At 64.9% G+C, this 24833-nt stretch carries 24 protein-coding genes; 14 read left to right on the plus strand and 10 right to left on the minus strand.

All coding sequences use genetic code 11. The features are described from left to right. Nucleotides 1-14: 14 nt before the first annotated feature. The 9 genes from gpmA to J2S32_RS10150 all read left to right on the plus strand — a co-directional run bounded on the left by gpmA (nt 15) and on the right by J2S32_RS10150 (nt 8766). Nucleotides 15-701: a 2,3-diphosphoglycerate-dependent phosphoglycerate mutase gene (gene gpmA / locus J2S32_RS10110; RefSeq protein WP_253520743.1), complete on the plus strand. Its 687-nt coding sequence runs from the start codon at nt 15-17 to the stop codon at nt 699-701. 1 nt (nt 702) lies between these two features. Further along, complete coding sequence (gene purE / locus J2S32_RS10115; RefSeq protein ID WP_253520746.1) at nt 703-1197, plus strand: 5-(carboxyamino)imidazole ribonucleotide mutase; 495 nt, start codon at nt 703-705, stop codon at nt 1195-1197. After that, nucleotides 1197-2252, plus strand: a complete 1056-nt coding sequence (locus tag J2S32_RS10120; protein WP_253520748.1) for a 5-(carboxyamino)imidazole ribonucleotide synthase — start codon at nt 1197-1199, stop codon at nt 2250-2252. The genes purE and J2S32_RS10120 overlap by 1 nt, the downstream gene beginning before the upstream one ends. Further along, on the plus strand, nt 2249-2728 hold the full coding sequence (locus J2S32_RS10125) for a dihydrofolate reductase (protein ID WP_253520751.1): 480 nt from the start codon (nt 2249-2251) through the stop codon (nt 2726-2728). The genes J2S32_RS10120 and J2S32_RS10125 overlap by 4 nt, the downstream gene beginning before the upstream one ends. Then, a complete protein-coding gene (locus J2S32_RS10130) occupies nt 2725-3912 on the plus strand; it encodes a dipeptidase (RefSeq protein WP_253520754.1) in 1188 nt (395 codons plus the stop codon). Before J2S32_RS10125 ends, J2S32_RS10130 begins: the two co-directional genes overlap by 4 nt. Beyond that, complete coding sequence (locus J2S32_RS10135) at nt 3909-4835, plus strand: bifunctional riboflavin kinase/FAD synthetase (RefSeq protein ID WP_253520756.1); 927 nt, start codon at nt 3909-3911, stop codon at nt 4833-4835. Before J2S32_RS10130 ends, J2S32_RS10135 begins: the two co-directional genes overlap by 4 nt. Before the next feature lie 135 nt (nt 4836-4970). After that, a complete protein-coding gene (gene ileS / locus J2S32_RS10140) occupies nt 4971-7811 on the plus strand; it encodes an isoleucine--tRNA ligase (RefSeq protein WP_253520758.1) in 2841 nt (946 codons plus the stop codon). Next, entirely contained in the window at nt 7808-8356 is a 549-nt protein-coding gene (lspA, locus tag J2S32_RS10145; RefSeq protein WP_253520761.1) for a signal peptidase II, read from the plus strand. Before ileS ends, lspA begins: the two co-directional genes overlap by 4 nt. Then, on the plus strand, nt 8356-8766 hold the full coding sequence (locus J2S32_RS10150; RefSeq protein ID WP_253520765.1) for a DUF3035 domain-containing protein: 411 nt from the start codon (nt 8356-8358) through the stop codon (nt 8764-8766). The genes lspA and J2S32_RS10150 overlap by 1 nt, the downstream gene beginning before the upstream one ends. A gap of 314 nt (nt 8767-9080) precedes the next feature. Here the strand turns inward: J2S32_RS10150 and J2S32_RS10155 are convergent, their stop codons facing one another. Then, complete coding sequence (locus J2S32_RS10155; RefSeq protein ID WP_253520769.1) at nt 9081-10385, minus strand: hemolysin family protein; 1305 nt, start codon at nt 10383-10385, stop codon at nt 9081-9083. A gap of 184 nt (nt 10386-10569) precedes the next feature. On the opposite strand from J2S32_RS10155, the gene J2S32_RS10160 reads away from it, so the two are divergent. Continuing rightward, on the plus strand, nt 10570-11265 hold the full coding sequence (locus J2S32_RS10160) for an OmpA family protein (RefSeq protein WP_253520772.1): 696 nt from the start codon (nt 10570-10572) through the stop codon (nt 11263-11265). Between the two features lie 61 nt (nt 11266-11326). On the opposite strand, the gene J2S32_RS10165 is transcribed toward J2S32_RS10160, so the two are convergent. Further along, nucleotides 11327-12103: a 3'(2'),5'-bisphosphate nucleotidase CysQ gene (locus J2S32_RS10165; protein ID WP_253520775.1), complete on the minus strand. Its 777-nt coding sequence runs from the start codon at nt 12101-12103 to the stop codon at nt 11327-11329. A 117-nt stretch (nt 12104-12220) separates the two neighbouring features. Here J2S32_RS10165 and sucC point away from each other — a divergent pair, with 117 nt between their 5' ends. Then, nucleotides 12221-13420: an ADP-forming succinate--CoA ligase subunit beta gene (gene sucC, locus J2S32_RS10170; RefSeq protein WP_253520778.1), complete on the plus strand. Its 1200-nt coding sequence runs from the start codon at nt 12221-12223 to the stop codon at nt 13418-13420. A gap of 71 nt (nt 13421-13491) precedes the next feature. On the opposite strand, the gene J2S32_RS10175 is transcribed toward sucC, so the two are convergent. Continuing rightward, on the minus strand, nt 13492-14001 hold the full coding sequence (locus J2S32_RS10175; protein ID WP_253520781.1) for a DUF6265 family protein: 510 nt from the start codon (nt 13999-14001) through the stop codon (nt 13492-13494). 200 nt (nt 14002-14201) lie between these two features. Here J2S32_RS10175 and J2S32_RS10180 point away from each other — a divergent pair, with 200 nt between their 5' ends. Then, a complete protein-coding gene (locus J2S32_RS10180) occupies nt 14202-14948 on the plus strand; it encodes an electron transfer flavoprotein subunit beta/FixA family protein (protein WP_253520784.1) in 747 nt (248 codons plus the stop codon). A 29-nt stretch (nt 14949-14977) separates the two neighbouring features. After that, nucleotides 14978-15907, plus strand: a complete 930-nt coding sequence (locus tag J2S32_RS10185) for an electron transfer flavoprotein subunit alpha/FixB family protein (protein WP_253520787.1) — start codon at nt 14978-14980, stop codon at nt 15905-15907. A 100-nt stretch (nt 15908-16007) separates the two neighbouring features. Here the strand turns inward: J2S32_RS10185 and J2S32_RS10190 are convergent, their stop codons facing one another. From J2S32_RS10190 to J2S32_RS10215, 6 genes are all read right to left on the minus strand, one after another. Further along, complete coding sequence (locus J2S32_RS10190; protein ID WP_253523054.1) at nt 16008-17219, minus strand: DUF445 domain-containing protein; 1212 nt, start codon at nt 17217-17219, stop codon at nt 16008-16010. Between the two features lie 65 nt (nt 17220-17284). Continuing rightward, nucleotides 17285-20761, minus strand: coding sequence for an efflux RND transporter permease subunit (locus tag J2S32_RS10195; protein WP_253520791.1), 3477 nt, complete (start codon nt 20759-20761; stop codon nt 17285-17287). 14 nt (nt 20762-20775) lie between these two features. Then, nucleotides 20776-21978, minus strand: coding sequence for an efflux RND transporter periplasmic adaptor subunit (locus tag J2S32_RS10200; protein WP_253520794.1), 1203 nt, complete (start codon nt 21976-21978; stop codon nt 20776-20778). A 249-nt stretch (nt 21979-22227) separates the two neighbouring features. Next, nucleotides 22228-22491, minus strand: coding sequence for a GlsB/YeaQ/YmgE family stress response membrane protein (locus J2S32_RS10205; RefSeq protein WP_253520796.1), 264 nt, complete (start codon nt 22489-22491; stop codon nt 22228-22230). 138 nt (nt 22492-22629) lie between these two features. Then, nucleotides 22630-22929, minus strand: coding sequence for a CtrA inhibitor SciP (sciP, locus tag J2S32_RS10210; RefSeq protein WP_253520798.1), 300 nt, complete (start codon nt 22927-22929; stop codon nt 22630-22632). After that, nucleotides 22926-23219: a hypothetical protein gene (locus J2S32_RS10215; protein WP_253520800.1), complete on the minus strand. Its 294-nt coding sequence runs from the start codon at nt 23217-23219 to the stop codon at nt 22926-22928. The genes sciP and J2S32_RS10215 overlap by 4 nt, the downstream gene beginning before the upstream one ends. 105 nt (nt 23220-23324) lie before the next feature. Between J2S32_RS10215 and mnmA the strand changes: the two genes are divergently transcribed. Then, nucleotides 23325-24479 carry a tRNA 2-thiouridine(34) synthase MnmA gene (gene mnmA, locus J2S32_RS10220; protein WP_253520802.1) on the plus strand — a complete coding sequence of 385 codons (1155 nt, stop codon included), beginning with the start codon at nt 23325-23327 and terminating at the stop codon, nt 24477-24479. On the opposite strand, the gene J2S32_RS10225 is transcribed toward mnmA, so the two are convergent. After that, entirely contained in the window at nt 24476-24820 is a 345-nt protein-coding gene (locus J2S32_RS10225) for a hypothetical protein (protein WP_253520804.1), read from the minus strand. The genes mnmA and J2S32_RS10225 overlap by 4 nt on opposite strands. Between the last annotated feature and the right edge of the window lie 13 nt (nt 24821-24833).

Below are 24833 nucleotides of genomic sequence, written 5' to 3' on the forward strand. Positions count from 1 at the left end.
ACGGGAGCCTCCCAGTGTCCAAGCTGATCCTCGTCCGTCACGGGCAAAGCGAGTGGAACCTCGCCAACCGTTTCACCGGCTGGTGGGATGTCGATCTGACCGAAAAGGGCGAGGTCGAGGCGCGCGAAGCGGGTGAACTGATGAAGGCTAGAGGCGTCCTGCCCACACTTGCCTTCACCAGCGTCCAGAAGCGCGCGATCAAGACGCTCAATATCGCGCTCGAAGCCTGCGACCGACTGTGGATCCCGGTGACGCGCGACTGGCATCTTAACGAGCGCCATTATGGCGGGCTGACCGGCCTCAACAAGCAGGAAACCCGCGAGCGTCATGGCGACGAGCAGGTGCATATCTGGCGCCGCAGCTTCGACGTGCCGCCGCCCGAGCTCGAGCCGGGGAGCACCTTCGACCTGGCGGACGACCCGCGCTACGCCGGGATCGACGTGCCGCGCACCGAGAGCCTCAAGCTCACCATCGAACGCGTCCTGCCCTATTGGGAAGAAGCGATCCTGCCGCAGCTCGGCAAGGGCGAGACGGTGATCATTTCCGCACATGGCAATTCGCTGCGCGCGCTGGTCAAGCACCTGTCGAACATCTCGGATGACGAGATTACCGGGCTCGAGATTCCTACCGGCCAGCCGATCATCTACGAATTCGACGGCACGCAGGTGACGGGCGAACGCTATTATCTGAAGGATAGCTGAGATGACGGCTGCGGGAAACGCCAAGGTCGCGGTCGTGATGGGCAGCCAGTCGGATTGGGAGACCATGACCTGCGCCGCCGAAGTGCTCGACGAGCTGGGGGTCGCCGCCGATGTGCGTATCGTCTCCGCGCATCGCACGCCCGACCGGATGTATGATTTCGCCAAGGGCGCGGCTGCGGCAGGCTTCGAAGTGATTATCGCGGGGGCCGGCGGTGCGGCGCACCTTCCCGGCATGATCGCGGCACTCACGCATGTGCCCGTGCTCGGCGTACCGGTGAAGTCTAAGGCGCTGTCGGGCGAGGACAGCCTGCTGTCGATCGTCCAGATGCCCGCCGGGGTTCCGGTCGGCACGCTCGCCATCGGTAAGGCGGGGGCGACCAATGCCGGCCTGCTCGCCGCGGCGATCCTTGCCACGCACGATACCGCGCTGGCGCAGCGGCTGCAGGACTGGCGCGCTGCACGCAGCGCCGCCGTGACCGAACGTCCCGTCGATTGATGCTGGGGCGCGGCGGTACGATCGGGATCCTCGGGGGCGGCCAGCTTGGCCGGATGATGGCCATGAGCGCGGCGCAGCTAGGCTATCGCTGCATTGCTTACGCTCCCGAAGGCGACAATGTGGTCAGCCAGGTGTGCGACGATGTGTTTCACAACAAGTGGGACGACACCGCGGCGCTCGCCGCCTTTGCCGCACAATGCGATGTGGTGACCTGGGAATTCGAGAACGTCCCCGTGGCGACCGCACAGGCCATGCCCGCCGGCCGCATCTTCCCCCATCCCCGCGCGCTCGAGACCGCGCAGGACCGGCTCGCGGAAAAGCGCTTCGTCGAGGACCTCGGCGGACGGCCCGCGGCGTATGCGCGGGTCGATTCGCGCGCCGACCTCGAAGCCGCGGTCGACCGGCTGGGCGTGCCCGGCATCCTCAAGACGCGGCGTGACGGCTATGACGGCAAGGGCCAGTGGCGGATCGGTTCGGACCGCGATGTCGCCGGGCTGAGCCTGCCCGAGACGCCGCTGGTGTACGAAGCCTTCGTCGAGTTCGAAGCCGAGTTCTCGGTGATCCTCGTGCGCGCGCAGGATGGCGCGATCCGCTTCTGGGATTCGCCGCGCAACAGCCACGAAAACGGGGTGCTCGCCACCTCGACGCTGCCCGCGGGCGAACCGATCGAGGCGCAGGTCGAAGCGGCGCGCGACCTCGCCCGGCAGGTCGCCGATGCGCTTGACTATGTCGGCGTGCTGACGCTCGAATTCTTCGCCACGCGCGATGGACCGGTGTTCAACGAAATGGCCCCGCGGGTCCACAATTCGGGGCACTGGACGATCGAGGGCGCGGTCACCAGCCAGTTCGAGAACCATGTCCGCGTGGTCGCGGGCCTCCCGCTGGGCGACACTGCGACGGCCGCGAAATCGGTCACCATGACCAATGTCGTGGGCAAGGACATAAAGGGGGCACACGGCCACCTGGACACCCCCGACACGCACCTGCACGATTATGGCAAGGCCCAGGTGCGCGCCGGGCGCAAGATGGGCCATGTGACCCGGCTCGAACGGTGAGCCTGTTCCTGATCTATGCCCGCGCCGCCAATGGCTGCATCGGCCGCGACGGCGCGCTGCCGTGGCACCTGCCCGCCGACCTCAAGCGCTTCAAGGCGCTGACCATGGGCAAGCCGATGATCATGGGCCGCAAGACCTTCGAAAGCCTGCCCGGCCTGCTGCCGGGCCGCCGCCATATCGTGCTGACCCGGCGCGAGCGCTGGGATTCGACCGGCGCCGAGGTCGTGCGTTCGGTCGAGGAGGCGCTGGCGCTGGCGGACAGCGACGACGTCGCGGTGATCGGCGGGGCAGCGATCTTCGATGTGTTCGCCGCGCATGCCGACCGGATCGAATTGACCGAAATCCACGCCGATTTCGCAGGTGACACTTTCATGCCTGAGCCCGGCCCGGGATGGGAAGTGGTTGGCCGCGAGGACTTCGCGGGCACGGACGAACATCCCGCCTACAGCTTCGTTACGCTGGAACGCGCGGCATGAAGCGCAAGCTGTTCCTCGGCCTGGCCGGCGTGGTTGCCCTCGCACTGGCAGCCTTCTTCACCTTCGCCCCCGGCGTGGTCGAGCGGGGGATGAACCAGGTCGACGGCGAGCCGCTGATCGAAGTGTCGGAGGAGGCCAAGGCTCTCCACGCGACGCTCGATATCGTCGATCTGCATTCGGATACGCTCCTGTGGAAGCGCGACCTGCTCGAACGCGCGGGCCGCGGGCATGTCGACGTGCCTCGTTTACGCGAAGGCAATGTCGCGCTGCAGGTCTTCTCGAGCGTGACCAAGACCCCCAAGGACCAGAATTACGACGCCAATAGTGCCGATAGCGACAACATCACCCTGCTCGCCATCGCGCAGCTCCAGCCGGTGCGCACATGGGGAAGCCTGCTCGAACGCTCGCTTTGGCATGCGCAGAAGCTGGAGACGGCGATCGAGACCGGCCGCGACGAACTCTACCAGATATGGACGCCCGGCGATGTCCGGCGGTTGACGGTCGCCCGCGAAGGCAAGGGAGGACCCAGGCCGGTCGGCGCGCTGTTCAGCGCCGAAGGGCTGCAAAGCCTCGAGGGCGATCCCGACAATCTCGATACGCTCTACGCCGCGGGGATGCGCATGGCGGGGCTCACCCATTTCTTCGACAACGAACTCGCCGGATCGATGCACGGGCTCGACAAGGGCGGCCTCACGCCGATGGGCCGCGAGGTGATCGACCGGATGGAGCGCATGGGGATGATCGTCGACATCGCGCATTGCAGCCACGAATGCGTTGCCGAGGTCCTGGCGATGGCAAAGCGCCCGGTCGTGTCGAGCCATGGCGGGGTGCAGGCAACCTGCCGGGTCAACCGCAATTTGACCGATGCGGAGCTCCGCGGCGTCGCGAAGACCGGCGGCGTGGTGGGGATCGGCTATTGGGACGGGGCGGTCTGCGACACCAGCCCGCGCTCGGCGGCGCAAGCGATGAAACATGTCCGTGACCTCGTCGGGATCGAGCATGTCGCGCTGGGAAGCGATTACGACGGGGCCACGACAGTGCGTTTCGACACCGCGCACTTGCTTCAGGTGACGCAGGCGCTGCTTGACGAAGGTTTTAGCGAAGACGAAATCCGCGCCGCAATGGGCGGCAATGCACTGCGGGTCATCCGCGCCGGGCTGGTCCCACTGGAGAGTGCGGGATGAGGTTTCTCGACCATCGGGAACAGCTGCCCGAAAGCCTGCGCGGCGCGATCGTCGCGCTGGGCAATTTCGACGGTTTCCACCTCGGCCACCAGGCGGTGGCGGGCGAGGCGATTCGCTGGGCGCGCGAAGAAGGCCGCCCCTCGATCATCGCCACCTTCGACCCGCATCCGGTGCGCCATTTCAAGCCCGATGCCGAACCCTTCCGCCTGACCACGCTCGAACAGCGGCAGGAACTTTATCTCGCCGCCGGCGCCACCGCGATGCTGGTGTTCCATTTCGACGGCGAACTGGCGGGCACGACTGCGGAGGATTTCGTCCATAAGCTGCTTGGCGAGCATCTCGGCGTTGCGGGCGTGGTGACCGGCGAGGATTTCACTTTCGGCAAGGCGCGCGGCGGCAATTTCGACAGGCTCGTCAGCCTCGGCAAGGACAGCGGGATCGAAGCGCGCGCAGTGCCCCCGGTGGTGGATGAAGGTGCGCCTGTATCCTCAAGCCGCGTACGCGATGCCCTGCGCAATGGCGACCCGCAGGAAGCCGCGCGGCTGCTGACCCGCCCCTTCGCGATCCGCGGCGTGGTGCAGCATGGCGACAAGCGCGGGCGCGAGATCGGCTATCCCACCGCCAACCTGCCGGTCGAACACTATCTGCGCCCCCGGTACGGCATCTATGCGGTGACAGGCCGCGTGCTCGCCACCGGGCAGGAGCTGAAGGGCGCGGCCAATATCGGCGTGCGCCCGCAATTCGATCCGCCCAAGGAATTGCTCGAGCCCTATTTCTTCGACTTCTCCGGCGATCTCTACGGGCAGGAGATCGAGGTGGCCTTCCACCATTTCCTGCGCGGCGAGGGCAAGTTCGACAGCCTTGATGCGCTGATCGCGCAGATGGAGAAGGATTGCGAAGAGGCTAGGCGCCTCCTCTCCTGAACCGTCACCCCTGCGCAGGCAGGAGTCCAGCCGATGTCACCCTTACACACTCCGCAAGCTTATCTGGGCCCCTGCCTGCGCAGGGGCGACGAAAGTCTTTATTGCGGAGCGGGTTTGGCCTAACGGCTCGCCTCTATGTCCGAAAAGCGCGATTACAGAGACACGGTCTTCCTGCCCAAGACCGATTTTCCCATGAAGGCCGGCCTCCCCGCAAAGGAGCCGAAGATTGCCGCGCGCTGGGAGGAAGAGGGACTCTACCAGCAGCTGCGCGAGGCGCGCGCCGGGCGCGAGACCTTCGTGCTGCACGACGGCCCGCCTTACGCCAATGGCGACATGCATATCGGCCACGCGCTCAACCACACGCTCAAGGACATGGTCTGCCGCACGCAGAACCTGCTGGGCAAGGACGCGCCCTACGTGCCCGGCTGGGATTGCCACGGTCTGCCGATCGAATGGAAGGTCGAGGAACAGTACCGCAAGAAGAAGCTCGACAAGAAGGCGGTCCCGCCAGCCGAGTTCCGCGCCGAATGTCGTGCCTATGCCCAGAAATGGGTCGATGTGCAGCGCGAGCAATTGAAGCGGCTCGGTATCATGGGCGACTGGGACAATCCCTATCTGACCATGCAGTTCGACAGCGAGGCGACCATTGTCGCCGAACTGATGAAATTCGCCGAGGCGGGCAATCTCTATCGCGGCTCGAAGCCGGTGATGTGGAGCCCGGTCGAGGAAACCGCGCTGGCCGAGGCCGAGGTCGAGTACGAGGACATCACCTCGACCCAGATCGACGTGGCGTTCAAGATCACCGAAAGCCCGAACGAAGATCTGGTCGGCGCACATGCGGTGATCTGGACCACCACGCCGTGGACGATCCCGGTGAACCAGGCTTTGGCCTATGGGCCGGAGATTGAATATGCGCTTATCACTTGGCCGAACGCCAAATACCTTTTGGCTCGCGATCTTGCGGCCGAATTCATCAAGCGCGTTACAACGGTTCCGAGTGGTCAACCCATAGAGCCGTGGCCTGAGGCCGACCAATGGGATGAGCGAGTAACGCTCGTCCAAAGCTCCGACCTCGCCGGGACGAAGGCTCGCCACCCGATGCACCACCTCGGCGGGTTCTACGCCAAGCCGCGCCCATTTCTGCCGGGCGATTTCGTCACCACCGACAGCGGTACGGGCCTCGTCCACATGTCGCCCGACCATGGCGAAGACGATTTCCTGCTGTGCCGCGCCAACGGGCTCGAGCCGGTCTTCGCGGTCATGGCCGACGGGCGCTATCGCGACGATTGGGAATGGCTCGGCGCCGGCGATCTGGACGAGAACGGCAAGGAACGCCGCCGCAGCGTCATCAACAAGCCGTTCAATTCGCCCGAAGGTCCGATCTGCAGCGATTTGCGCGAAGCGGGCGCGCTGCTGTCCGCCAGCGACGACTACCAGCATTCCTACCCGCATTCGTGGCGTTCGAAAGCCAAGGTCATCTATCGCTGCACCCCGCAATGGTTCGTGCCGATGGACAAGGAACTGGGCGGCGGCACGCTGCGCGAACGTGCCATGTCCGAAATCGAACGCGTCCGCTTTATCCCCGAAAAGGGCCGCCGCCGGATCGGTTCGATGGTCGAAGGCCGTCCCGACTGGGTGCTGTCGCGCCAGCGCGCCTGGGGCGTGCCGATCACGCTGTTCGTAAAGAACGGCACGGGCGAATATCTGCAGGACTCCGAAGTGAACGCGCGCGTCATCGCCGCAGTGCGCGAAGACGGCGTCGATGCCTGGGACGAAAGCCGCAAGGCCGAATTCCTCGGCGAGGCCTACAATCCCGACGATTACGAAATGGTCGCCGACATTCTCGATGTCTGGTTCGATTCGGGCTGTACGCATGCCTTCACGCTCGAAAGCGGGCGCTGGCCGGCGCTCAAATGGCCCGCCGACCTTTATCTGGAGGGCAGCGACCAGCATCGCGGGTGGTTCCAGTCCTCGCTGCTCGAAAGCTGCGCCACGCGCGGCCGCGCGCCCTATGACCAGGTGCTGACACATGGCTTCACCATGGCCAGCGACGGGCGCAAGATGTCCAAGAGCCTCGGCAATACGATCGATCCGCTCAAGGTCATGGAACAATACGGCGCGGACATCATCCGGCTGTGGGCGCTCAGCGTCGATTCGACCGAGGACCACCGCATCGGTGACGAAATCCTCAAGGGCGCGGGCGACCAGTACCGCAAACTGCGCAACACCTTCCGCTATCTGCTCGGCGCGCTCGACGGGTTCGTCGGCGATATGGGCGATGTCGGCGAAGTGCCCGAACTCGAGGTCTATATCCTCGCGCTGCTGGCCGATCTTGATGGCAAGCTGCGCCACGCGGCGGAGAATTACGACTTCAACGCCTACACCCGCCTGCTGGTTGATTTCTGCAACGAGGACCTGTCGGCCTTCTACTTCGATATCCGCAAGGACGTGCTCTATTGCGACGGGCCGGGCAGCGTGAAGCGCAACGCCTATCGCACTGTGCTCGACCTGCTGTTCCACGCGCTGGTCCGCTATGCCGCGCCGGTGCTGGTGTTCACTTCCGAGGAGGTCTGGTCGACCCGCTACCCCGACGGCGGCAGCGTCCACCTCCTCGAATGGCCGCAGGTGCCGGGTGTGACCGCCGAAGGCGCACGCTGGGAGAAGCTGCGCGAACTGCGCGAGAACGTGATGGAGGCGATCGAGCCGCTGCGGCGCGACAAGGTCATCCGCTCGGGCCTCGAAGCCGATGTGGTGGTTCCCGCCGCGGCGGTGCCCGAAGGCTTCAGCGATGCCGACCTCGCCGAATTGTTCATCACCGCGTCAGTCACGCGCGGCGATAGCGACGGCGTGACGGTCACGCGGACAGATGAAAACAAGTGCGGGCGCTGCTGGCGCCTGCTGCCCAGCGTCGGGGAAGACGGCGATTTGTGCGACCGCTGCGAAAGCGCGGTCGCCGAGCTGGATGCCGTGCAATGACCCCGGTGCTGAAGAACCGCCTGATCGGCTGTGTGATCGCGCTGCTGATCTTCGCTTCCGACCAGTGGAGCAAGAATTTCGTCACCAAAACGCTCGGCATCGACCGGGTCGGCGAGGCGATGGAACTGCTGCCCATTTTCGACCTGCGCTTCACGCGCAATTTCGGTGTCTCGCTCGGCATGTTCGAGGCGACCTCGCCCGAAATGCGCTGGGGGCTGGTGCTGGTGACCGCAGTGATCGCGCTGGTGGTGACCGTGTGGATGCTGCGCGAGAAACTGCTCGGCGATATCTTCGCGCTGTCACTGATCCTCGGCGGCGCGCTGGGCAACATCAAGGACCGCTACGAACTGGGCTATGTCGTCGATTTCGCCGATCTGCATTTCGGCGATTTCCGCCCCTTCCTGATTTTCAATGTCGCCGATGCGGCTATCACCATCGGCGTGGTCATCGTCCTTGCACGCGCCTTCCTCATGCGCGACAAGGACGACCAAGAGGTCGATGGCCTCATGAACACCAAGGCGGCCGACGCCGCGGAGAGCAAGTGATGAGTAAATTCGCCCGTATCGCCCTGATCGCCGGCCTCGGTGCCATGACCGCAGCGTGCGGTGGTGGCGGCCTGCTCAACCGCGACCGGCCCGACGAGTTTGCCGTGCAGCGCCAGGCACCGCTGGTGGTGCCGCCCGATTTCAACCTTGTGCCGCCGCAGCCCGGCGCCCCGCGCCCGTCCGAAGGCAGCGCCGCATCGCAGACGCTCGAAGCGCTGTTCGGTGGCCCGCAGGCACGCAGCAGCGTCGAAACCAGCATGCTCGAACGCGCCGGAGCGGCGGCTCCGGGCATCCGCAGTGCGGTGGGCGATCCCGGCACGGCAACGGTCGCCAAGGGCAGCGTGACCCGCGACATCATCGCCGCGCCCGAAGGCGACGGCGCCAGCGCCGCGGCGGTTATCCCGGGTTAGGTTTGATTATATTGGTTTAGCCTCAAGCGCCGGCGGCCGCGTCCGCGGCCTTAGGCTGTCCTCGCTCATGCGACCTGAAGGTCGCGTCGCTGCGGGCGGCCGGTCGGCCTTGCCGTCCGCTCGTCGCGGACGGGACTTGAGCTGCTTCAGCATGGTAGTGCTTTTGTCCAAGCCGAAGGCGAAGCAAGGGCGGAAGCGAAGTCGAAGACGCAGCTGGCCAAAGGCCACCTGCAAGCCCGCCCGCAGGGGGCCGTCGCGAAGCGGAGGAACAGCCCCGGGGACGCACCGAGAGATGTCGGTGCGAACAGCAAAAACTAAACTTCGCTCGCTTCGCTGCTCACCAGCAATTTGTCGATCCGCCGGCCATCCATGTCGATCACTTCGAAACGCCAGCTCTGGTCGGTGAAATAGTCGCCTTCGCCCGGCAACCGCTTAAGCACGTGCAGCGCATAGCCTGCCGCAGTGCCGAATTCGCGATCGTCGCCATATTCGATGCCTAGCCGGTCGGCGAGCACATCGGCCGAGAGCGAGCCCGATACCAGCAGGCTTCCATCGGAGCGTTCGGTAATGCCCGGCGAATCGCCAGGGTCCTGGTCGCTGGCGAAATCGCCCACCAGCGCAGTGAGCAGATCGACCGGCGTTATGATCCCGTCGAGATGGCCGTATTCGTCATGCACCATCGCCAGCGCGACTTCGGCCTGCTGCAACACGCGCAAGGCATCGACCGCATCGAGCTGGTCGGGCACGACCTCGGCCTTGATCATCAGATCGGCAATTTTGACTGGCTGGTTGGCGATGAGCCGCGACAGGATATCGCGCACCTTGACCACGCCCAGCACCCGGTCGGGCGACCCTTCGGCCACGGGCAGCAGCGAGTGCGGGCTGGCCTCGAGCACCGCGCGCACTGCCGCCTCGTCCGCAGCGATATCGATCCAGTCGACCTCGGTGCGCGGCGTCATCAGTTCACGTACCGGGCGCTGGGCCAGCCGGACTACGCCCTGCAGCATCTGGTGCTGTTCATGCTCGATCACCCCGCTGCGCGTGGCCTCGGCAAACAGCATGTGCAGTTCTTCGGCGGTAACCGCGCTCTGGCCCGCGGGCCGCACGCCAAGCAGGCGGATAAGCAGGCCCGACGATGCATCGAGCAGCCACACAAGCGGCGCAGCGACCTTGGCCAGCACCGCCATCGGCCGCGCCATATAGATTGCGATGGGCACAGCTGCGCGCAGCGCGACCTGCTTGGGCACCAGCTCGCCGACTACCAGACTGAGATAGGTGGTGAGGGCGATGACGGTCGCGAACCCCGCCTGGGGCGCCCAACTGGCGGGCACGCCGAGCAGCACCAGCCGCTCGCCCACCGGTCCCCCGAGGCTGGCCCCCGAATAGGCACCGGCAATGATCCCGATAAGCGTAATCCCGATCTGTACGGTCGAGAGGAACTTGCCCGGCTCCGCCGCCAGCGTCAGCGCGATCTGCGCCCCGCGTGTGCCCTGATGCGCGGCGGACCGCAGGCGCGCGGTGCGCGCCGAGACGATGGCGAGTTCGCTCATGGCGAAAACGCCATTGAGCACGATCAGCCCCGCGATGATCAGCAGGTCGGTCCAGGGAAAAGGTGTCACCCGCGCGTCGCTAGCACAAAAGCCCCGCGCTGCCAGCCTCGGATGACTTATCTGCCCCGCGGATGGAACTGGCGGGTCGCTGGAAGGTTGGATGAACAGTGACGCGGGTTGGGCGCGTCCGGTATCACTCGCCCGGCAGCGATCCCGGACAGGGCCACCTGCCACCTCAGAGGAGGAGAATTACATGAACAAATCGCGCATTCTTACCGCCAGCCTGGCCGCCGTGTCCCTGATGACCGTGTCGGCCTGTGTCACCGATCCCAATACCGGCGAGCAGAAAATCTCGCGCACCGTGCTCGGCACGGCCGGCGGTGCTGTCGTCGGCGGATTGCTCGGCGGCGTCATCGGCGGCAAGACCGGACGCATTGTCGGCGCAGCAGCGGGCGGTGTCGCCGGCGGCGTGGTCGGCTACAAGATGGACCAGCAGATCAAGGAACTCGAAGAGCAGACGGCCGGTTCGGGCGTCGACGTCAGCGAAACCGATGGCGGCGAAGCGATCCTCGTCAACCTGCCCGACGGCGTGACCTTCGCCACCGGCAGCTACACCATCTCGCCGGGCTTCCGCGATCTGCTCGACCGCGTGGCCAGCAGTCTGACGCAATATCCCAACAGCCTGGTCGACGTTTACGGTCACACCGATACCGTCGGTTCGGCCGAATCGAACCAGCGCCTGTCCGAACAGCGCGCGCAGGCCGTCGCCAATTACCTCACCTCGCGCGGGGTCAGCTCCTCGCGCCTGCGCTGGATGGGCTTTGGCGAAACCCGGCTGAAGGTGGCAACCGCCGACAACGTCAACCAGCCGCTCAACCGCCGCGTTGAAATCAAGATCATCCCCTTCGACCAGCAGGACGTCGAAGCCGCCCAGTCCCAGGGGATGTAAGGCCCCCGGGCCCTTTGGAAGATCGCACGAACTGGGGGCCGGTTTCTGACCGGCCCCTTTTTCATGTCTGCGTATCGAGTCGCTGTGCCAGCCGCGCGACCGCTGCGGTGTGGATGTCGGGCGCGCTGACCAGCACGCCGAAGGCGCGCGGGTCGCGTTTGTTGTAATCGAGCTTGTTGCCATAGGCATCGCTCACCGCCGCGCCCGCTTCGCGCGCGATCATGCCCGCTGCGGCGATATCCCATTCGAATCCCCAGCGCACCGTCGCCACCAGATCGGCCTCGTCGGCAGCGACCATGGCAATGCGCAGCGCGATCGAATTGGGCTGGTCGACGGTGACCAGATCGGTGTCGGTCTTGGGCAAGGCATGCGCCGGAACCCGCGACCCCGCGAATTCGCGCCGCATCGAAGCCGAGAGCGGCTGCCCGTTGCGGAACGCGCCCTGCCCCGCGACTGCCTGCCAGGTTTCGCCGCGTGCAGGGGCGCAGAGCGTCCCGATCAGCGGGCGCCCGCCGCTGATAAGTGCGACCGATACCGCCCAGCCGGGGCGTCCGCGGATGAAGTCGCGCGTCCCGTCGACCGGATCGACCAGCCAGATCAGATCGTGCTCGAGACGCGCAGGATCGTCGGCCGTTTCCTCCGACAGCCAGCCCGCCGACGGCAACAGCGCGCCAAGTTCGCGTTTGAGAAAGGCATCGACCGCAAGATCGGCCTCGCACACCGGATCGCCGGGCTTTTTCTCCCATGCGTCGAGTGCGTTACCCGCACCCGGCCACAGGTCGTAGGCGATCCTCCCGGCTTCGGAGACGATGGATTCGAGGCGTTGGCTGTCGATCATGTGCGTGTGACGCGGCCCTGCACCCGAATGCGGGCCTTTTCAAGCGCGCCCAGACATGCTTATGGCCGCTGCGACTCCCATTACCCCACGCGCATCACGCGAAGGACGACGCACTCCATGAACATTCACGAATACCAGGCCAAGGAACTGCTCGCTAAATACGGGATCGGCATCCCCGCCGGCCATGCCGCGCTGACCGTCGAGGAAGCGGTTGCTGGTGCCAAGCAGCTGCCCGGACCGCTTTATGTCGTGAAGGCGCAGATCCATGCCGGTGGTCGCGGCAAGGGCAAGTTCAAGGAACTCGGCCCCGATGCCAAGGGCGGTGTCCGCCTGTCGACCAGCATCGAGGATGTCGAAGCCAACGCCAGGGACATGCTCGGCAATACGCTGGTGACCGTGCAGACCGGTGATGCGGGCAAGCAGGTCAACCGCCTCTATGTCACCGACGGCGTCGACATTGCCGAAGAGTACTATCTGTCGATGCTGGTCGATCGCGCCACTGGCCGCGTTGCCATGATCGTGTCGACCGAAGGCGGGATGGACATCGAGGAAGTCGCGCATTCGACGCCCGAGAAGATCACCACCATCACCATCGACCCGGCACAGGGCTTCATGCCGCATCACGGCCGCGCAGTGGCCTTCGCGCTCAAGCTGACGGGCGATCTGAACAAGCAGGCGCAGAAGCTGTCCAAGCAGCTTTACACTGCCTTCATGGATCTCGATTGCGAAATGCTCGAGATCAATCCGCTGGTCGAGACCAAGGACGGCAATCTCCTCGTGCTCGACACCAAGATGAGCTTCGACGGCAATGCGCTGTTCCGGCACAAGGACGTCGAAGCGCTGCGCGACGAGACCGAGGAAGACCCGGCCGAAGTCGAAGCGAGCGAATACGATCTCGCCTACATCAAGCTCGACGGCAACATTGGCTGCATGGTTAATGGCGCGGGTCTTGCCATGGCGACGATGGACATCATCAAGCTCAACGGCGCCTTCCCCGCCAACTTCCTCGACGTGGGCGGCGGCGCCACCACCGAGAAGGTCACCGCAGCGTTCAAGATCATCCTCAAGGACCCGGCGGTCGAGGGTATCCTCGTCAACATCTTCGGCGGCATCATGAAGTGCGACGTCATCGCCAATGGCATCGTGCAGGCGGCGAAGGACGTGAACCTCTCGGTTCCGCTGGTCGTGCGTCTCGAAGGCACCAATGTCGCGGAAGGCAAGTCCATCCTCGAGAATTCGGGCCTGCCGATCGTCAGCGCCGACGATCTGGGCGATGCCGCAAAGAAGATCGTGGCCGAGGTCAAGAAGGCGGCCTGATCGCTTCGGCCGCTGCCGCGTAAGGTTTAGAAGGGCGGGCCCGGCAGGGTCCGCCCTTCGCATTTCCGGCGTCAGCGGTTGCGCCGGAAGCGGAACACCAGCTCTTCGACCGCGTCGTCCTCGCTCTTCATGCGGACGGCGACCACCAACCCGTCGTCGCCATCGCAGCGATAGGTCAGCGCGCTGAAAAAGGCGGCGCAATCCTCCACGGCCACCAGGCGGAAGCGCAGCATATCGTCCTTTTCCTCCCATCCGGTGAGGTCGGGATTGAAATGCTTGAGCCTGACGACCAGCGAGCCATCCTCCTCGGCCAGATACATGTGCTCGGTGAACATGATCTCGCCCTCGCCGGTTTCCTGGACGAAGGTCCCGACCATGGTTCCGCCGCTCGGCGGTAGCCAGCTTTCATGCGCGGCGGCGCCGGCGATACCCTCGCCCGACCAGTGACCGATCAGCCAATCGAGCTGTTCGATCGCTGCGGGTGGGGGGACATGGTCCGCCGGGGCCAGCCGGGTTTCCTCGGCGGCGAGGGGTGCTGCGGCCAGCCCCGCCACGGCCGCGAAAATCGTCCAGACGTGCATTGCCTTCCTCCCGTCGAGAGCGGCGAAACTAATCCCGCCGCCACCCATAGTAAAGATGAAGGTCGGCGCCGCTTGACCCACCCCGCGCATAGGGCGAGGGATTACGGTAAGCGTCGCATTCACCGCGTCCAGCTTACTTGACGTTTACGTAAACGCGAGATAGGCGGGCGCCACAGATTCTATCGAGAGGAAGGTATCGCATGAAAATCCTCGTCCCCGTGAAACGGGTGATCGATTACAACGTCAAGCCGCGCGTCAAGGCCGACGGCTCGGGCGTCGACCTCGCCAACGTCAAGATGAGCATGAACCCCTTCGACGAAATCGCCGTCGAGGAAGCCATCCGCATCAAGGAAGCGGGCAAGGCCGAAGAAATCGTCGTCGTCAGCGTCGGTCCTGCCAAGGCGCAGGAAACGCTGCGCACCGCGCTCGCCATGGGCGCCGACCGCGCGATCCTGGTCGAAACCGACGACCAGGTCGAACCGCTCGCCGTCGCCAAGATCCTCCAGGCCATCGCCAAGGAAGAAGAACCCGGCATCGTGATGCTCGGCAAGCAGGCGATCGATGACGATTCGAACCAGACCGGCCAGATGCTCGCCGCGCTGATGGGCCGTCCGCAGGGCACCTTCGCCAATACGGTCGAGGTCGAGGGCGACAGCGTCACGGTAAAGCGTGAAGTCGATGGCGGTCTGCAGACGGTCAAGCTGACCATGCCCGCGATCGTCACCACCGACCTGCGTCTCAACGAGCCGCGCTATGCTTCGCTGCCCAACATCATGAAGGCGAAGAAGAAGCCGCTCGATACCAAGAGCCCGGCGGATTACGGCGTCGATACCGCGCCGCGCCTGACGACGACCAATGTTTCCGAACCGCCGGTCCGCCAGGCGGGCGAAAAGGTCGAGGACGTCGATGCACTCGTCGCCAAGATCAAGGCCCTCGGGATCGCCTGAGCCCGCCCGGACACGAAAGGAATAGACACATGAAAACTCTCGTCTGGGTCGAACACGATAACGCCCATGTCGCAGACGCCACGCTGGCCGCGGTAACCGCCGCGGGCAAGCTCGGCGAAGTCCACCTGCTGGTTGCCGGTGCGGGTTGCCGCGCGGTGGCCGAAGAAGCTGCCAAGATCGCCGGCGTGGGCAAAGTCCACCTGGCGGACGACGCGGCTTACGAACATGCGCTGGCCGAGAACGTGGCCCCGCTGGTCGCCGATCTCATGGGCCATCACGACGCCTTTGTTGCGCCTTCCACCACCACCGGCAAGAATGTCGCTCCGCGCGTCGCCGCGCTGCTCGACGTGATGCAGATTTCGGACATTCTCTCGGTCGAAGGCGACAAGACCTTCACCCGCCCGATCTACGCCGGCAACGCGATTGCGACGGTCGAATCGTCCGACGCCAAGCTGGTCGTCACCGTGCGCGGTACGGCCTTCGAGAAGGCCGCTGCCGAAGGCGGCTCTGCCGAGATCGAAGACGTCTCGGGCCCGACCGATGCGGGCATTTCGACCTTCGTCAGCGAGGAAATCGCCGAAAGCGATCGCCCCGAACTGACCAGCGCCAAAGTGATCGTCTCGGGCGGCCGGGCGCTGAAGGATTCGGAAACCTTCGAACAGGTCATCACCCCGCTCGCCGACAAGCTCGGCGCCGGGATCGGCGCGAGCCGCGCAGCGGTCGATGCGGGCTATGTCCCCAACGACTACCAGGTCGGCCAGACCGGCAAGATCGTCGCCCCGGAAGTCTATATCGCCATCGGCATTTCGGGTGCGATCCAGCACCTTGCGGGCATGAAGGATTCCAAGACCATCATCGCCATCAACAAGGACGAGGATGCCCCGATCTTCCAGGTCGCGGACATCGGCCTCGTCGGTGATCTGTTCAAGATCGTCCCGGAGCTGACCGAAAAGCTCTGATTGCCTGGCTAAGCCCAAGGTTTGACCCTCTCGCCGAGCGTTCGGCGGGAGGGTTTTTCATTTTCCGGTCGCCGTGCTGGCCGCGCGGCATATCCGCCAGCTAGATCACGTAAATGTCGAGCGCGTGGATCGTCAGCCCCACCAATCCGCCCACTAGTGTCCCGTTGATGCGGATGAACTGGAGGTCGCGGCCCACCGCGCTTTCGACGCGGTCGGTAATCGTCTGGGCATCCCAGCGGCGCACGGTTTCCGAAACAAGCTGCACGATCTGATCGCCATAGCGCGTCGCAACACCCACCGCCGTGCGGCGTGCGAAGCGGTTGACCTGGCGTTGCAGCCGCGCGTCGTCGCGTAGCGCGGAGCCGAGTTCGGCAAGCGTTTCACCCAGATAACCAGTGCCGCCGCCGTCGTTGCTGCGGATCGACTGGATGAGGTTCGCGCGCAGCCGTTCCCAGACGCCCTGCCACCAATCGCCAATCGCCGGATTGTCGAGCAGCTCGCGCTTCATCCGCTCGACCCGCTGCTGCATTTCGGGATCCTCGCGCAGGCCGAGGGCAAGCTCCTGCAGCCCCTCTTCGATCTTCGCCCGCAGCGGATGGTCGGGGTCGACCAGCACTTCGGCGAGCAGCTTGTACAGCCCGTCGAGCACCGAATTGGCGAGGCGTTCGTCGAGACCCGTAAAGCGCAGCACCGCATTGGCGCGCTTGTGGACCATGTCGCGCACCATCGCTTCATTGTCTTCGAGGACCAGCCCCGCCCAGCGGATGATCTTGTCGATCAGCGGCTTATGGCGGCTATCGGCAATCATCGCATCGAGCATGCCGCCGAGCAGCGGGGCGATTTCCAGCTTGCCCAGCTGGGTCTTGATCCCGCTGCGCACCTGCGTGCCCAGCCGGTCGGGATCGAGCGATTCGAGCACTTCGATCGCCAGCTCGGCTGCGCCCGCGCGGATCCGCGAATCCTTGGTCACCTTGGGATCGGCTAGATAGCTGCCGACCGCATGCGCGAGGTTCATCGCGCCCATTCGCCGCCCGACCACTGCCGGGGTGAGGAAATTCTCACGCAGGAAGCCCGCCATCGTGTCGGCGATGCGGTCCTTGTTCTCGGGAATGATCGCCGTGTGCGGGATCGGCAGGCCGAGCGGATGGCGGAACAGCGCGGTGACCGCGAACCAATCGGCCAGCCCGCCGACCATCGCCGCCTCGGCGAAGGCATGCAGATAGCCCCAGGCGGGATGAAACTCGAGATAGCGCCCCGACCACAGGAACAGTGCCGCCATCAGCACGATCAACCCGGTCGCCGTCCGCCGCATCATGCGCGCGCGGTCGGGCGGTATCGGGGGACCGGCCTTGCGCAGCCCCGCAGGCACGGCGTCGCTCACTCCGCGGGTTCGACCCCCGGCTCGGGCGAACCGTCGCCGATGATACCGCGCGTGTCGTCGCCTTCATTATAGGTCAGCAGGCGGCGGCGCATCCACGGCCCCACGCGCTTTTCGAAGCCATCGGCCAGGCTGAAGCCGGCGGGCACGATCAGCAGCGTCAGCACGGTCGACAGCAGCAGGCCGCCGATCACCACCGTGCCCATTGGCGCGCGCCAGGCACCATCGCCCGAGCCAAGTACGCCCGACAGCGCGGTCGGGACCATGCCCGCGGTCATCGCGACGGTGGTCATGACAATCGGCTGCGCGCGCTTGTGGCCCGCATCGATGATCGCGTGAAGCTTGCGCGTCCCCTTGTCCATCTCCTCGATCGCGAAGTCGATCAGCAGGATCGAGTTCTTCGAGACGATGCCCAACAGCAGCAGGATGCCGATATAGACGGGCATCGATTGCGGCTGGCCGAACAGCCAGACGAGCAGGATGCCGCCCAGCGGTGCGAGCGCGAGACTGGTCATGTTGACCAGCGGACTCATCAGCCGCTTGTAGAGCAGCACGAGCACCGCGAAGACCAGCAGCACGCCCGAGACGATGGCGATCATCAGGCTGGTAACCAGTTCCTGCTGCCATTCCTCTTCACCCACTACATCGCGGATTACGCCTTGCGGCAGGTCCTGCAGGACCGGGAGCGCGTCGATCTCGACCTGCGCTTCGCCCTTGATCACACCCTGCGCAAGGTCGGCGCCGACGAGTACGCGGCGGTTCTGATTGTAGCGCTGGATAGTCGTCGGACCCGAACCGAAGGAGACATCGGCAACCCGCGACAGCGGCACCGAGCCGCCATTGGCGGTCTGGACCGGAAGACTCTTGATCGTCTCGAGGTCTTCGCGCGAGCGCTCTGGCAGTTTGACCCGGATCGGGATCTGGCGATCCGAGAGCGAGAACTTGGCCGCGTTCTGCTCGATCTCGCCCATCGTCGCGATACGGATGGTCTGGCTGATCGCGACGGTGGTGACACCAAGCTCGGCGGCGAGGTCTTCGCGCGGTTCGATGATCAGCTCGGGCCGGTTGATATCGGCGCTGATGCGCGGGGCGACAAGCATGTCGATCCCCTTCATCTGCTCGACCAGCGTAGCGGCGGTCTGGTTGAGCTGTTCGGGATCCGACCCGGCCAGCATCACGGTCATGTCGCGGCCCGAACCGAAGCCCCCCGATTGCGAGGCGAACCGTACCCGCGCATCGGCAATCTGCGCGAAGGTCGGCGCCAAGGCGCGTTCGAACTCGATCGAGGTGCGTTCGCGATCGGGCTTGAGCGTCACATAAAGCGTCGCCTGCCCTTCGCGGACCCGTTCGAGAGCGAGTTCGACTTCGGGCTGCTCATAGAGAATATCGGCGACCTGATCGGTCACCCGCTCGGTGGTCTCCAGCGTCGTGCCGGGGACCATTTCGATTTCGACACGGCTGTTCTCGTCATCGATGTTCGGCTGGAACTGCGCCGGCACGATACCGAACAGCAGGATCGTCAGCAGCAGTGCGAAATAGCCGACGCCGAGCATCCACACACGGTGGTCGAGGAAGCGCGCATAGAGATACTGCCATGCCTGCGCCAGGTGGCCGCCCAAACGGCGGAGGATGAAACCGGTCACGCGGAAGAAGGCGAGCGCTGCGAACAGGCCGATCGCCAGCGCCAAGGCCAACTGGACGACCCCGACAAGCGTGGCGATGAAGTTTGCAAAGCCGCCCGCGTCGGGATTGCCGCCGGTTATGAGGTCGGTCAGCTCGAGACTCTGGATAAGGTCCGATGCCGTGAACGTGGCCATTGCAGAAATGCCCAGCGCTGCGAGCACGACGACCAGCAGCGACAGGATATAGAGCCAACGCCTGCGCGGCCCCTCGATATTCTCCCGCGCAGCGTACATCTTGCCGCGGTCGAGCGACCAGCGCAGCACATTCATGTAGCGGTCCATCATCGGACCTTCGCCATGCGCGGCCTGACCCTTCGCTTTCAGGAAATAGGCCGCCAGCATCGGCGTGATCATGCGCGCGACCGCAAGCGACATCAGCACTGCGACCACCACGGTGAAACCGAAGTTCTTGAAGAACTGCCCCGAAATTCCGGGCATGGCACCGACCGGGAAGAACACGGCGACGATACAGAAGCTGGTTGCAACCACTGGCAGCCCGATCTCGTCGGCTGCATCGATCGACGCCTGATAGGCGGTCTTGCCCATGCGCATGTGTCTGACGATGTTCTCGATCTCGACGATTGCGTCATCGACCAGCACCCCGGCAACCAGCGCCAGCGCCAGCAGCGAAAGCTGGTTCAAGTTGAAGCCCAGCAGATCCATGAACCAGAAGGTCGGGATCGCCGACAGCGGGATGGCGACCGCGGAAATCGCGGTTGCGCGCCAGTCGCGCAGGAAGAAGAACACCACGACCACCGCGAGGATCGCGCCTTCGATCATCGCGGCCATGGCGCTTTCGTACTGGTCTTCGGTGTATTTGACCGTGTTGAACAGCGGGATGAACTTCACCCCGGGGTTTGCCGCTTCGATCTCGGCGATCTTTTCCAGCGCCTCGTCGAAGACGGTAACGTCGGAAGCACCCTTGGCGCGGCTCATCGCGAAATTGACGACTTCCTTGTCGCGCACCTTGCTGATCGAAGTGCGTTCCGAATAGCCGTCGCGGACCGTGGCGACATCGGCGAGCTTGACCGTACGCCCGCCGCCGAGCTGGATCTGGCGCTGGCTGAGCGCATAGGCATCGTCGCTGTTGCCAAGGACACGGACCGACTGGCGCGTCCCGCCAACCTCCGCCATCCCGCCAGCAGCATCGACATTGCTCTGGCGGAGCAGCCCATTGATCTGACTGGCGGTGACACCCAGCGCCTGCATTCGCGCAAGGTCGAGGATCACTTCGATCTCGCGATCGACACCGCCGAAGCGGTTGACCTCGGCCATGCCCTCGATGCCGAGCAATTGCTTGGCCACCGAATCGTCGATGAACCAGCTGAGCCCTTCGATCGTCATGTCGTCGGCTTCGACCGCGTAAATCGCGAGGAAGCCGCCGGAGATTTCTTCCTTGGTCACACGCGGTTCGAGAATTCCGTCGGGCAGCGATCCGCGGACCGTGTCGACCGCATTCTTGACCTCGGCCACCGCATCGTTGGGATCGGTACCGATCTCGAATTCGATAAAAGTGTTCGAGCTGCCTTCGCGCGCGGTCGAATTGATCGAATTGACGCCATTGATCGAACGCACGGCGGATTCGACGCGTTGGGTAATCTGGTTCTCGATCTCGGTCGGCGCGGCGCCGGGCTGCGAGATCGACACGTTGACCGCGGGGAACTCGATGTCCGGATTGTTGACCACGTCCATCCGGGCGAAGCTGATCAGGCCCGCAAGCAGCAGCGCGGTGAAGGCGACCAGCGGGATGACCGGGTTGCGTATCGACCAGGCGGAGATGTTGCGGAAGTTCATCGAGTTACCCCTGCTTAGTCGGCTTCGGCCATTTGCGTCTTGACCGTCTCACCCTCGGTGAGGAAGCCGCCGGCGCGCAGTACGACGCGCTCCGAACCGGTCAGGCCCTCGGCGATGACGATACCCTGCGAGGTGACCGTGCCCGTGACAACCGGTCGCCGTTCGGCCTTGTCTTCGCCGTTGACGATCAGGACATAGGCGCCTTCACGATCCGACAGCACCGCGCTTTCGGGCAGGATCGGGGCAACGACCGTGCCGCTGGCGATGGTCGCGGTGGCGAAACCGCCCGGACGCAGGCCCTCGGCGTAGGAGAGCGCGATACGCGCCGTGCCCTGACGGTCCTGCTCGTCGATGGTCGGCGAGATTTGCCAGACCTGCCCGGTAAAGAGCTTGTCGGTGCCGACGGGACGAATCTTTGCACTGGTTCCGACCGAAATCGAACTCAGCGAATCCTCATTGAGGCGCGCGAGCAGTTCCATCTCGCCGCCGCGGGCAATGCGGAACAGCGCCGGCGACCCTGCGCTGACCGTCTGGCCGGGCTCGACATTGCGCTCGAGCACATAACCCGATGCCGGGGCGAGGATATTGAGGCGGGCGTTGCGTGCGCGCAATTCGCCAAGCTGGGCCTGCGCCACGCGGACGCGGGCGACGGCGGCATCGCGGGTCGCGGTCAGGCGATCGACATCGGCAGTGGAGACAAAGCCGCGCTCGACTAGCTGCAGCGCGCGATCGAGATTGGCCTGCGCCAGATCGGCATCGGCCTGGGCGACCTGAATCTGCGCGCCGGCGCTCTGGACCTGCTGCGACTGGACCGACTGGTCGATGCTCGCCAGCACCTGGCCCTGGCGCACCCAGTCGCCCGCATCGACCGGAACCGAAACGACGCGGCCGCCTTCGCCGACAACGCCGACGGGCATTTCGCGGCGCGCGGACAACGTGCCGGTGGCGGTGATCTGTCCCTCGACCGTGGTCCGGCCGGGGGTGATGACAGTGACAGTCGGCGCCTGGGCGTTTTCGTCACCCGCGGGCGTGGCCGTGCCATTGCTGCGCATGACGAAGAAAGCGGCGATGGCGAGACCTAGCACGAGAAGGCCGGCGATGATCAGCACCTTGCGGCGGTCCGAGCGGCGCTTGGACTCGTACTCCTCCGCGTCGGGGTCGAAACCGACCGCGATCGGATCGCCCTTTTCGGCCGTCACTCTAGTCTCGTAATTCATGTCGTACCCTGCCCCAGATGCGCTGCGAACAAGCAGTGTGTTACATTGCTATATCACTTAGCGCAAGAATTTCGAACTGAGGCGATAGACCGCGGCCCGCGTTAGGGCAATTGAGGGTTCGACCGGGAGCACCCACCGGTGGACGAATGTCGCCCTGACACCACAGCCCGTATGGTGGCCGGAACCCGGACAAACGAAGGGCGGAGCGTCCTGCGACGCCCCGCCCAACGAAATCAGATGTTCGGTCGCTTAGCGAACGCGGCCGCGCTGGACCATGTTGGCGATACCGAGCAGCACGATGGCGCCAAGCAGCGACATCAGCAGACCCGGGACGCTGAATTCGGTCAGCGTCGAGCCGACGCCGATCAGCGAACCGATGAACTTGCCGATGAACGAGCCGACGATACCGACAATGATATTCCAGAAGATGCCCATCGAGGCATCGCGGTTCATGACCAGGCTGGCGAGCCAGCCGATGATCCCGCCGACGATAATAGCGATAATCCAAGCCATTCTAATTCCTCCTGCTTTACTCTCACATTGCGTCTTCTAACGGACCAGTGCGACGAGCGGTTCCCCGAAATTGCTGTCGAGGATGAACTTGGAGCGTAAGGCTTGTCAAATTGTTGCCCCGCCGCGGCGGGGAGAGGATCAGTATTTGAGCTGGCGTTCGTAGAGGTCGCGATAGTGCTGGATACGCGTGACGCGCAGGCCCTGCATGCCCGAGCGGTCGACCGCGCGCTGCCACGAGGCGAACTCCTCGAGGCTCAGCGAATAGCGCTCGAGCACTTCGTCGATCGTCAGCAGACCGCCATTGACCGCCGCCACGACCTCGGCCTTGCGGCGAACCACCCAGCGCTTCGTTTTGGGCGAAGGCAGGTCGTCAATGGTCAGCGGCTCCCCGAGGGGGCCGATCACCTGTGCAGGGCGGATATCCTGGTTTTCGATCATTCTTTCTCTCTATCGCCATGCACCGCGTCGTTTGCGGCGTCGCCACGACTTAAACGCGCGGCTTTGCCATCGCTTAAAGCAGCATGGTTAACGATCCGTTTACTTTCGTCGCTGTTTTCCCGGCGCGCTTCGCCAAAGGCGTTGAAGCCGCCATCGACCTTGCCGAGTTCGTCTCGCATATCGCGAGTCGCGGCGAGCTTGGCGACCAGATCGGTCCAGCGAAACTGGTGCAGATCCGTGCTTTCACGCTGTTGGTGAACGGGTTTTTCGTTGGTGCGGCCCTCGAACATGAGCTTGTGGATAACGGCCCATAGTAAACGTTCGGTGAAACATCGCCTGCGGCCCCTGCGCCGGGCTACTGGTGGCCAGCCCCCAAGGCGTGTATGGGGCGCGCCATGCTTGCTACCGAAACCCTATCGCCGGAACAGGCTGCCGCATTGTTCGACCTGCCGCGACCGGCAGCCGAATGCCGCATCGTCGTCGCCATGTCGGGCGGCGTCGACAGCTCGGTCGTCGCCGCGCTGGCTGCACGCACGGGCGCCGAAGTGATCGGCATCACGCTGCAGCTCTATGATTATGGCGCCGCCACCGGACGCAAGGGCGCATGCTGCGCCGGCGACGATATCCAGGATGCGCGCGCGGTCGCCGAACGGCTGGGCATCGCGCATTACGTTCACGACCATGAAAGCGCGTTTCGCGAGGAAGTGGTCGAAACCTTTGCCGACGATTACCTCGCCGGGCGCACGCCGGTGCCCTGCATCCGCTGCAACATGGGTCCCAAGTTCACCGATCTGCTGGACATGGCGCGCGAGCTGGGCGCGGATTGCCTTGCCACCGGCCATTATGTCCGCCGCGTCGAAGGGCCTGCGGGCGCGGAACTGCACCGCGCCGCCGACCCCGCGCGCGACCAGTCCTATTTCCTCTACGCCACGACCGAGGACCAACTCGACTTCCTGCGCTTCCCGCTGGGGGGCATGCCCAAGGCCGATGTCCGCGTGCTTGCCGAAGGCGCGGGACTGCGCAATGCCGCCAAGCCCGACAGCCAGGACATCTGCTTCGTGCCCGATGGCGATTACGCAGGCATCGTACGCAAGCTCCGCCCCGAAGGCGCGCGGCCCGGGGCCATCGTCCATGCGGCGACCGGCGAAACGCTCGGCGAGCACAAGGGCGTGATCCACTTCACCGTGGGCCAGCGCCGCGGCCTCGATATCGGCGGGCAGCCCGAACCGCTCTATGTCGTAGGCATCGATGCCGACGGCGCGCGCGTACTGGTGGGGCCCAAGCGGATGCTCGCCGTTTCCGCCGCAACGATCATCGAGACGAACCGTATCGGCCCGCTGCCCGACGTACCGCTTTCGGCCAAGGTCCGCAGCCTTGCGAAGCCGGTGCCGATCACGCTCGAGGGGCCGCTTGGCGAGGGCGCAACGACCACGATCCGCTTCGCTGCGCCAGAGTTCGGCGTCGCGCCAGGACAGGCGGCGGTCATCTATGCCGGCGAACGGGTCGTCGGCGGCGGCTGGATCGAAGCGACCGAGCGGGTAGCCGCCTAGCCTTCCCACTCCTGCAGCACGCAGCCATAGCCTTCGCGAAAGCTGGCGGTGTCAGACGCGACGAAGGGGATCGAGGCGGTTACGCTTTTCGCCGCCACATTCTCGCTGAGCGAAATAAGCTCCATCCCTTCCAGCTTGTCCTTGGCGCAATCGTCGAGGCTACGCCCGGCGACGAAGCGACAGGAACAGCCGACCCGCGCTGCATAGGCGGAGCCGACGCCGCCGGTTTTGCGCAGGCCATCGCCCCAGGCGAACCAGGCGACGCCGAGCAGGATGGCGACCAGCGGGATCAGCCACAACCAGCGGCGCGAAAAGCGGGAGCGTGTTTTGGCCGTTGCCAAGCGGGATTCCTTC

This window comes from Qipengyuania citrea (assembly GCF_024171405.1).
GTDB classification, from domain to species: Bacteria; Pseudomonadota; Alphaproteobacteria; order Sphingomonadales; family Sphingomonadaceae; genus Qipengyuania; species Qipengyuania profunda.

Excerpts from the sequence above, each read along its gene's own strand:
- J2S32_RS10175 (WP_253520781.1), bottom strand. The coding sequence starts at position 14,001 with ATGCACGTCTGGACGATTTTCGCGGCCGTGGCGGGGCTGGCCGCAGCA.
- J2S32_RS10215 (WP_253520800.1), bottom strand. The coding sequence starts at position 23,219 with ATGTTCGAGGGCCGCACCAACGAAAAACCCGTTCACCAACAGCGTGAA.
- J2S32_RS10180 (WP_253520784.1), top strand. The coding sequence starts at position 14,202 with ATGAAAATCCTCGTCCCCGTGAAACGGGTGATCGATTACAACGTCAAG.
- J2S32_RS10195 (WP_253520791.1), bottom strand. The coding sequence starts at position 20,761 with ATGAACTTCCGCAACATCTCCGCCTGGTCGATACGCAACCCGGTCATC.
- purE (WP_253520746.1), top strand. The coding sequence starts at position 703 with ATGACGGCTGCGGGAAACGCCAAGGTCGCGGTCGTGATGGGCAGCCAG.
- J2S32_RS10150 (WP_253520765.1), top strand. The coding sequence starts at position 8,356 with ATGAGTAAATTCGCCCGTATCGCCCTGATCGCCGGCCTCGGTGCCATG.
- sciP (WP_253520798.1), bottom strand. The coding sequence starts at position 22,929 with ATGATCGAAAACCAGGATATCCGCCCTGCACAGGTGATCGGCCCCCTC.
- J2S32_RS10200 (WP_253520794.1), bottom strand. The coding sequence starts at position 21,978 with ATGAATTACGAGACTAGAGTGACGGCCGAAAAGGGCGATCCGATCGCG.
- J2S32_RS10190 (WP_253523054.1), bottom strand. The coding sequence starts at position 17,219 with ATGCGGCGGACGGCGACCGGGTTGATCGTGCTGATGGCGGCACTGTTC.
- ileS (WP_253520758.1), top strand. The coding sequence starts at position 4,971 with ATGTCCGAAAAGCGCGATTACAGAGACACGGTCTTCCTGCCCAAGACC.
- sucC (WP_253520778.1), top strand. The coding sequence starts at position 12,221 with ATGAACATTCACGAATACCAGGCCAAGGAACTGCTCGCTAAATACGGG.
- mnmA (WP_253520802.1), top strand. The coding sequence starts at position 23,325 with ATGCTTGCTACCGAAACCCTATCGCCGGAACAGGCTGCCGCATTGTTC.
- lspA (WP_253520761.1), top strand. The coding sequence starts at position 7,808 with ATGACCCCGGTGCTGAAGAACCGCCTGATCGGCTGTGTGATCGCGCTG.
- J2S32_RS10165 (WP_253520775.1), bottom strand. The coding sequence starts at position 12,103 with ATGATCGACAGCCAACGCCTCGAATCCATCGTCTCCGAAGCCGGGAGG.
- J2S32_RS10185 (WP_253520787.1), top strand. The coding sequence starts at position 14,978 with ATGAAAACTCTCGTCTGGGTCGAACACGATAACGCCCATGTCGCAGAC.
- J2S32_RS10205 (WP_253520796.1), bottom strand. The coding sequence starts at position 22,491 with ATGGCTTGGATTATCGCTATTATCGTCGGCGGGATCATCGGCTGGCTC.
- J2S32_RS10160 (WP_253520772.1), top strand. The coding sequence starts at position 10,570 with ATGAACAAATCGCGCATTCTTACCGCCAGCCTGGCCGCCGTGTCCCTG.
- J2S32_RS10120 (WP_253520748.1), top strand. The coding sequence starts at position 1,197 with ATGCTGGGGCGCGGCGGTACGATCGGGATCCTCGGGGGCGGCCAGCTT.
- J2S32_RS10135 (WP_253520756.1), top strand. The coding sequence starts at position 3,909 with ATGAGGTTTCTCGACCATCGGGAACAGCTGCCCGAAAGCCTGCGCGGC.
- J2S32_RS10130 (WP_253520754.1), top strand. The coding sequence starts at position 2,725 with ATGAAGCGCAAGCTGTTCCTCGGCCTGGCCGGCGTGGTTGCCCTCGCA.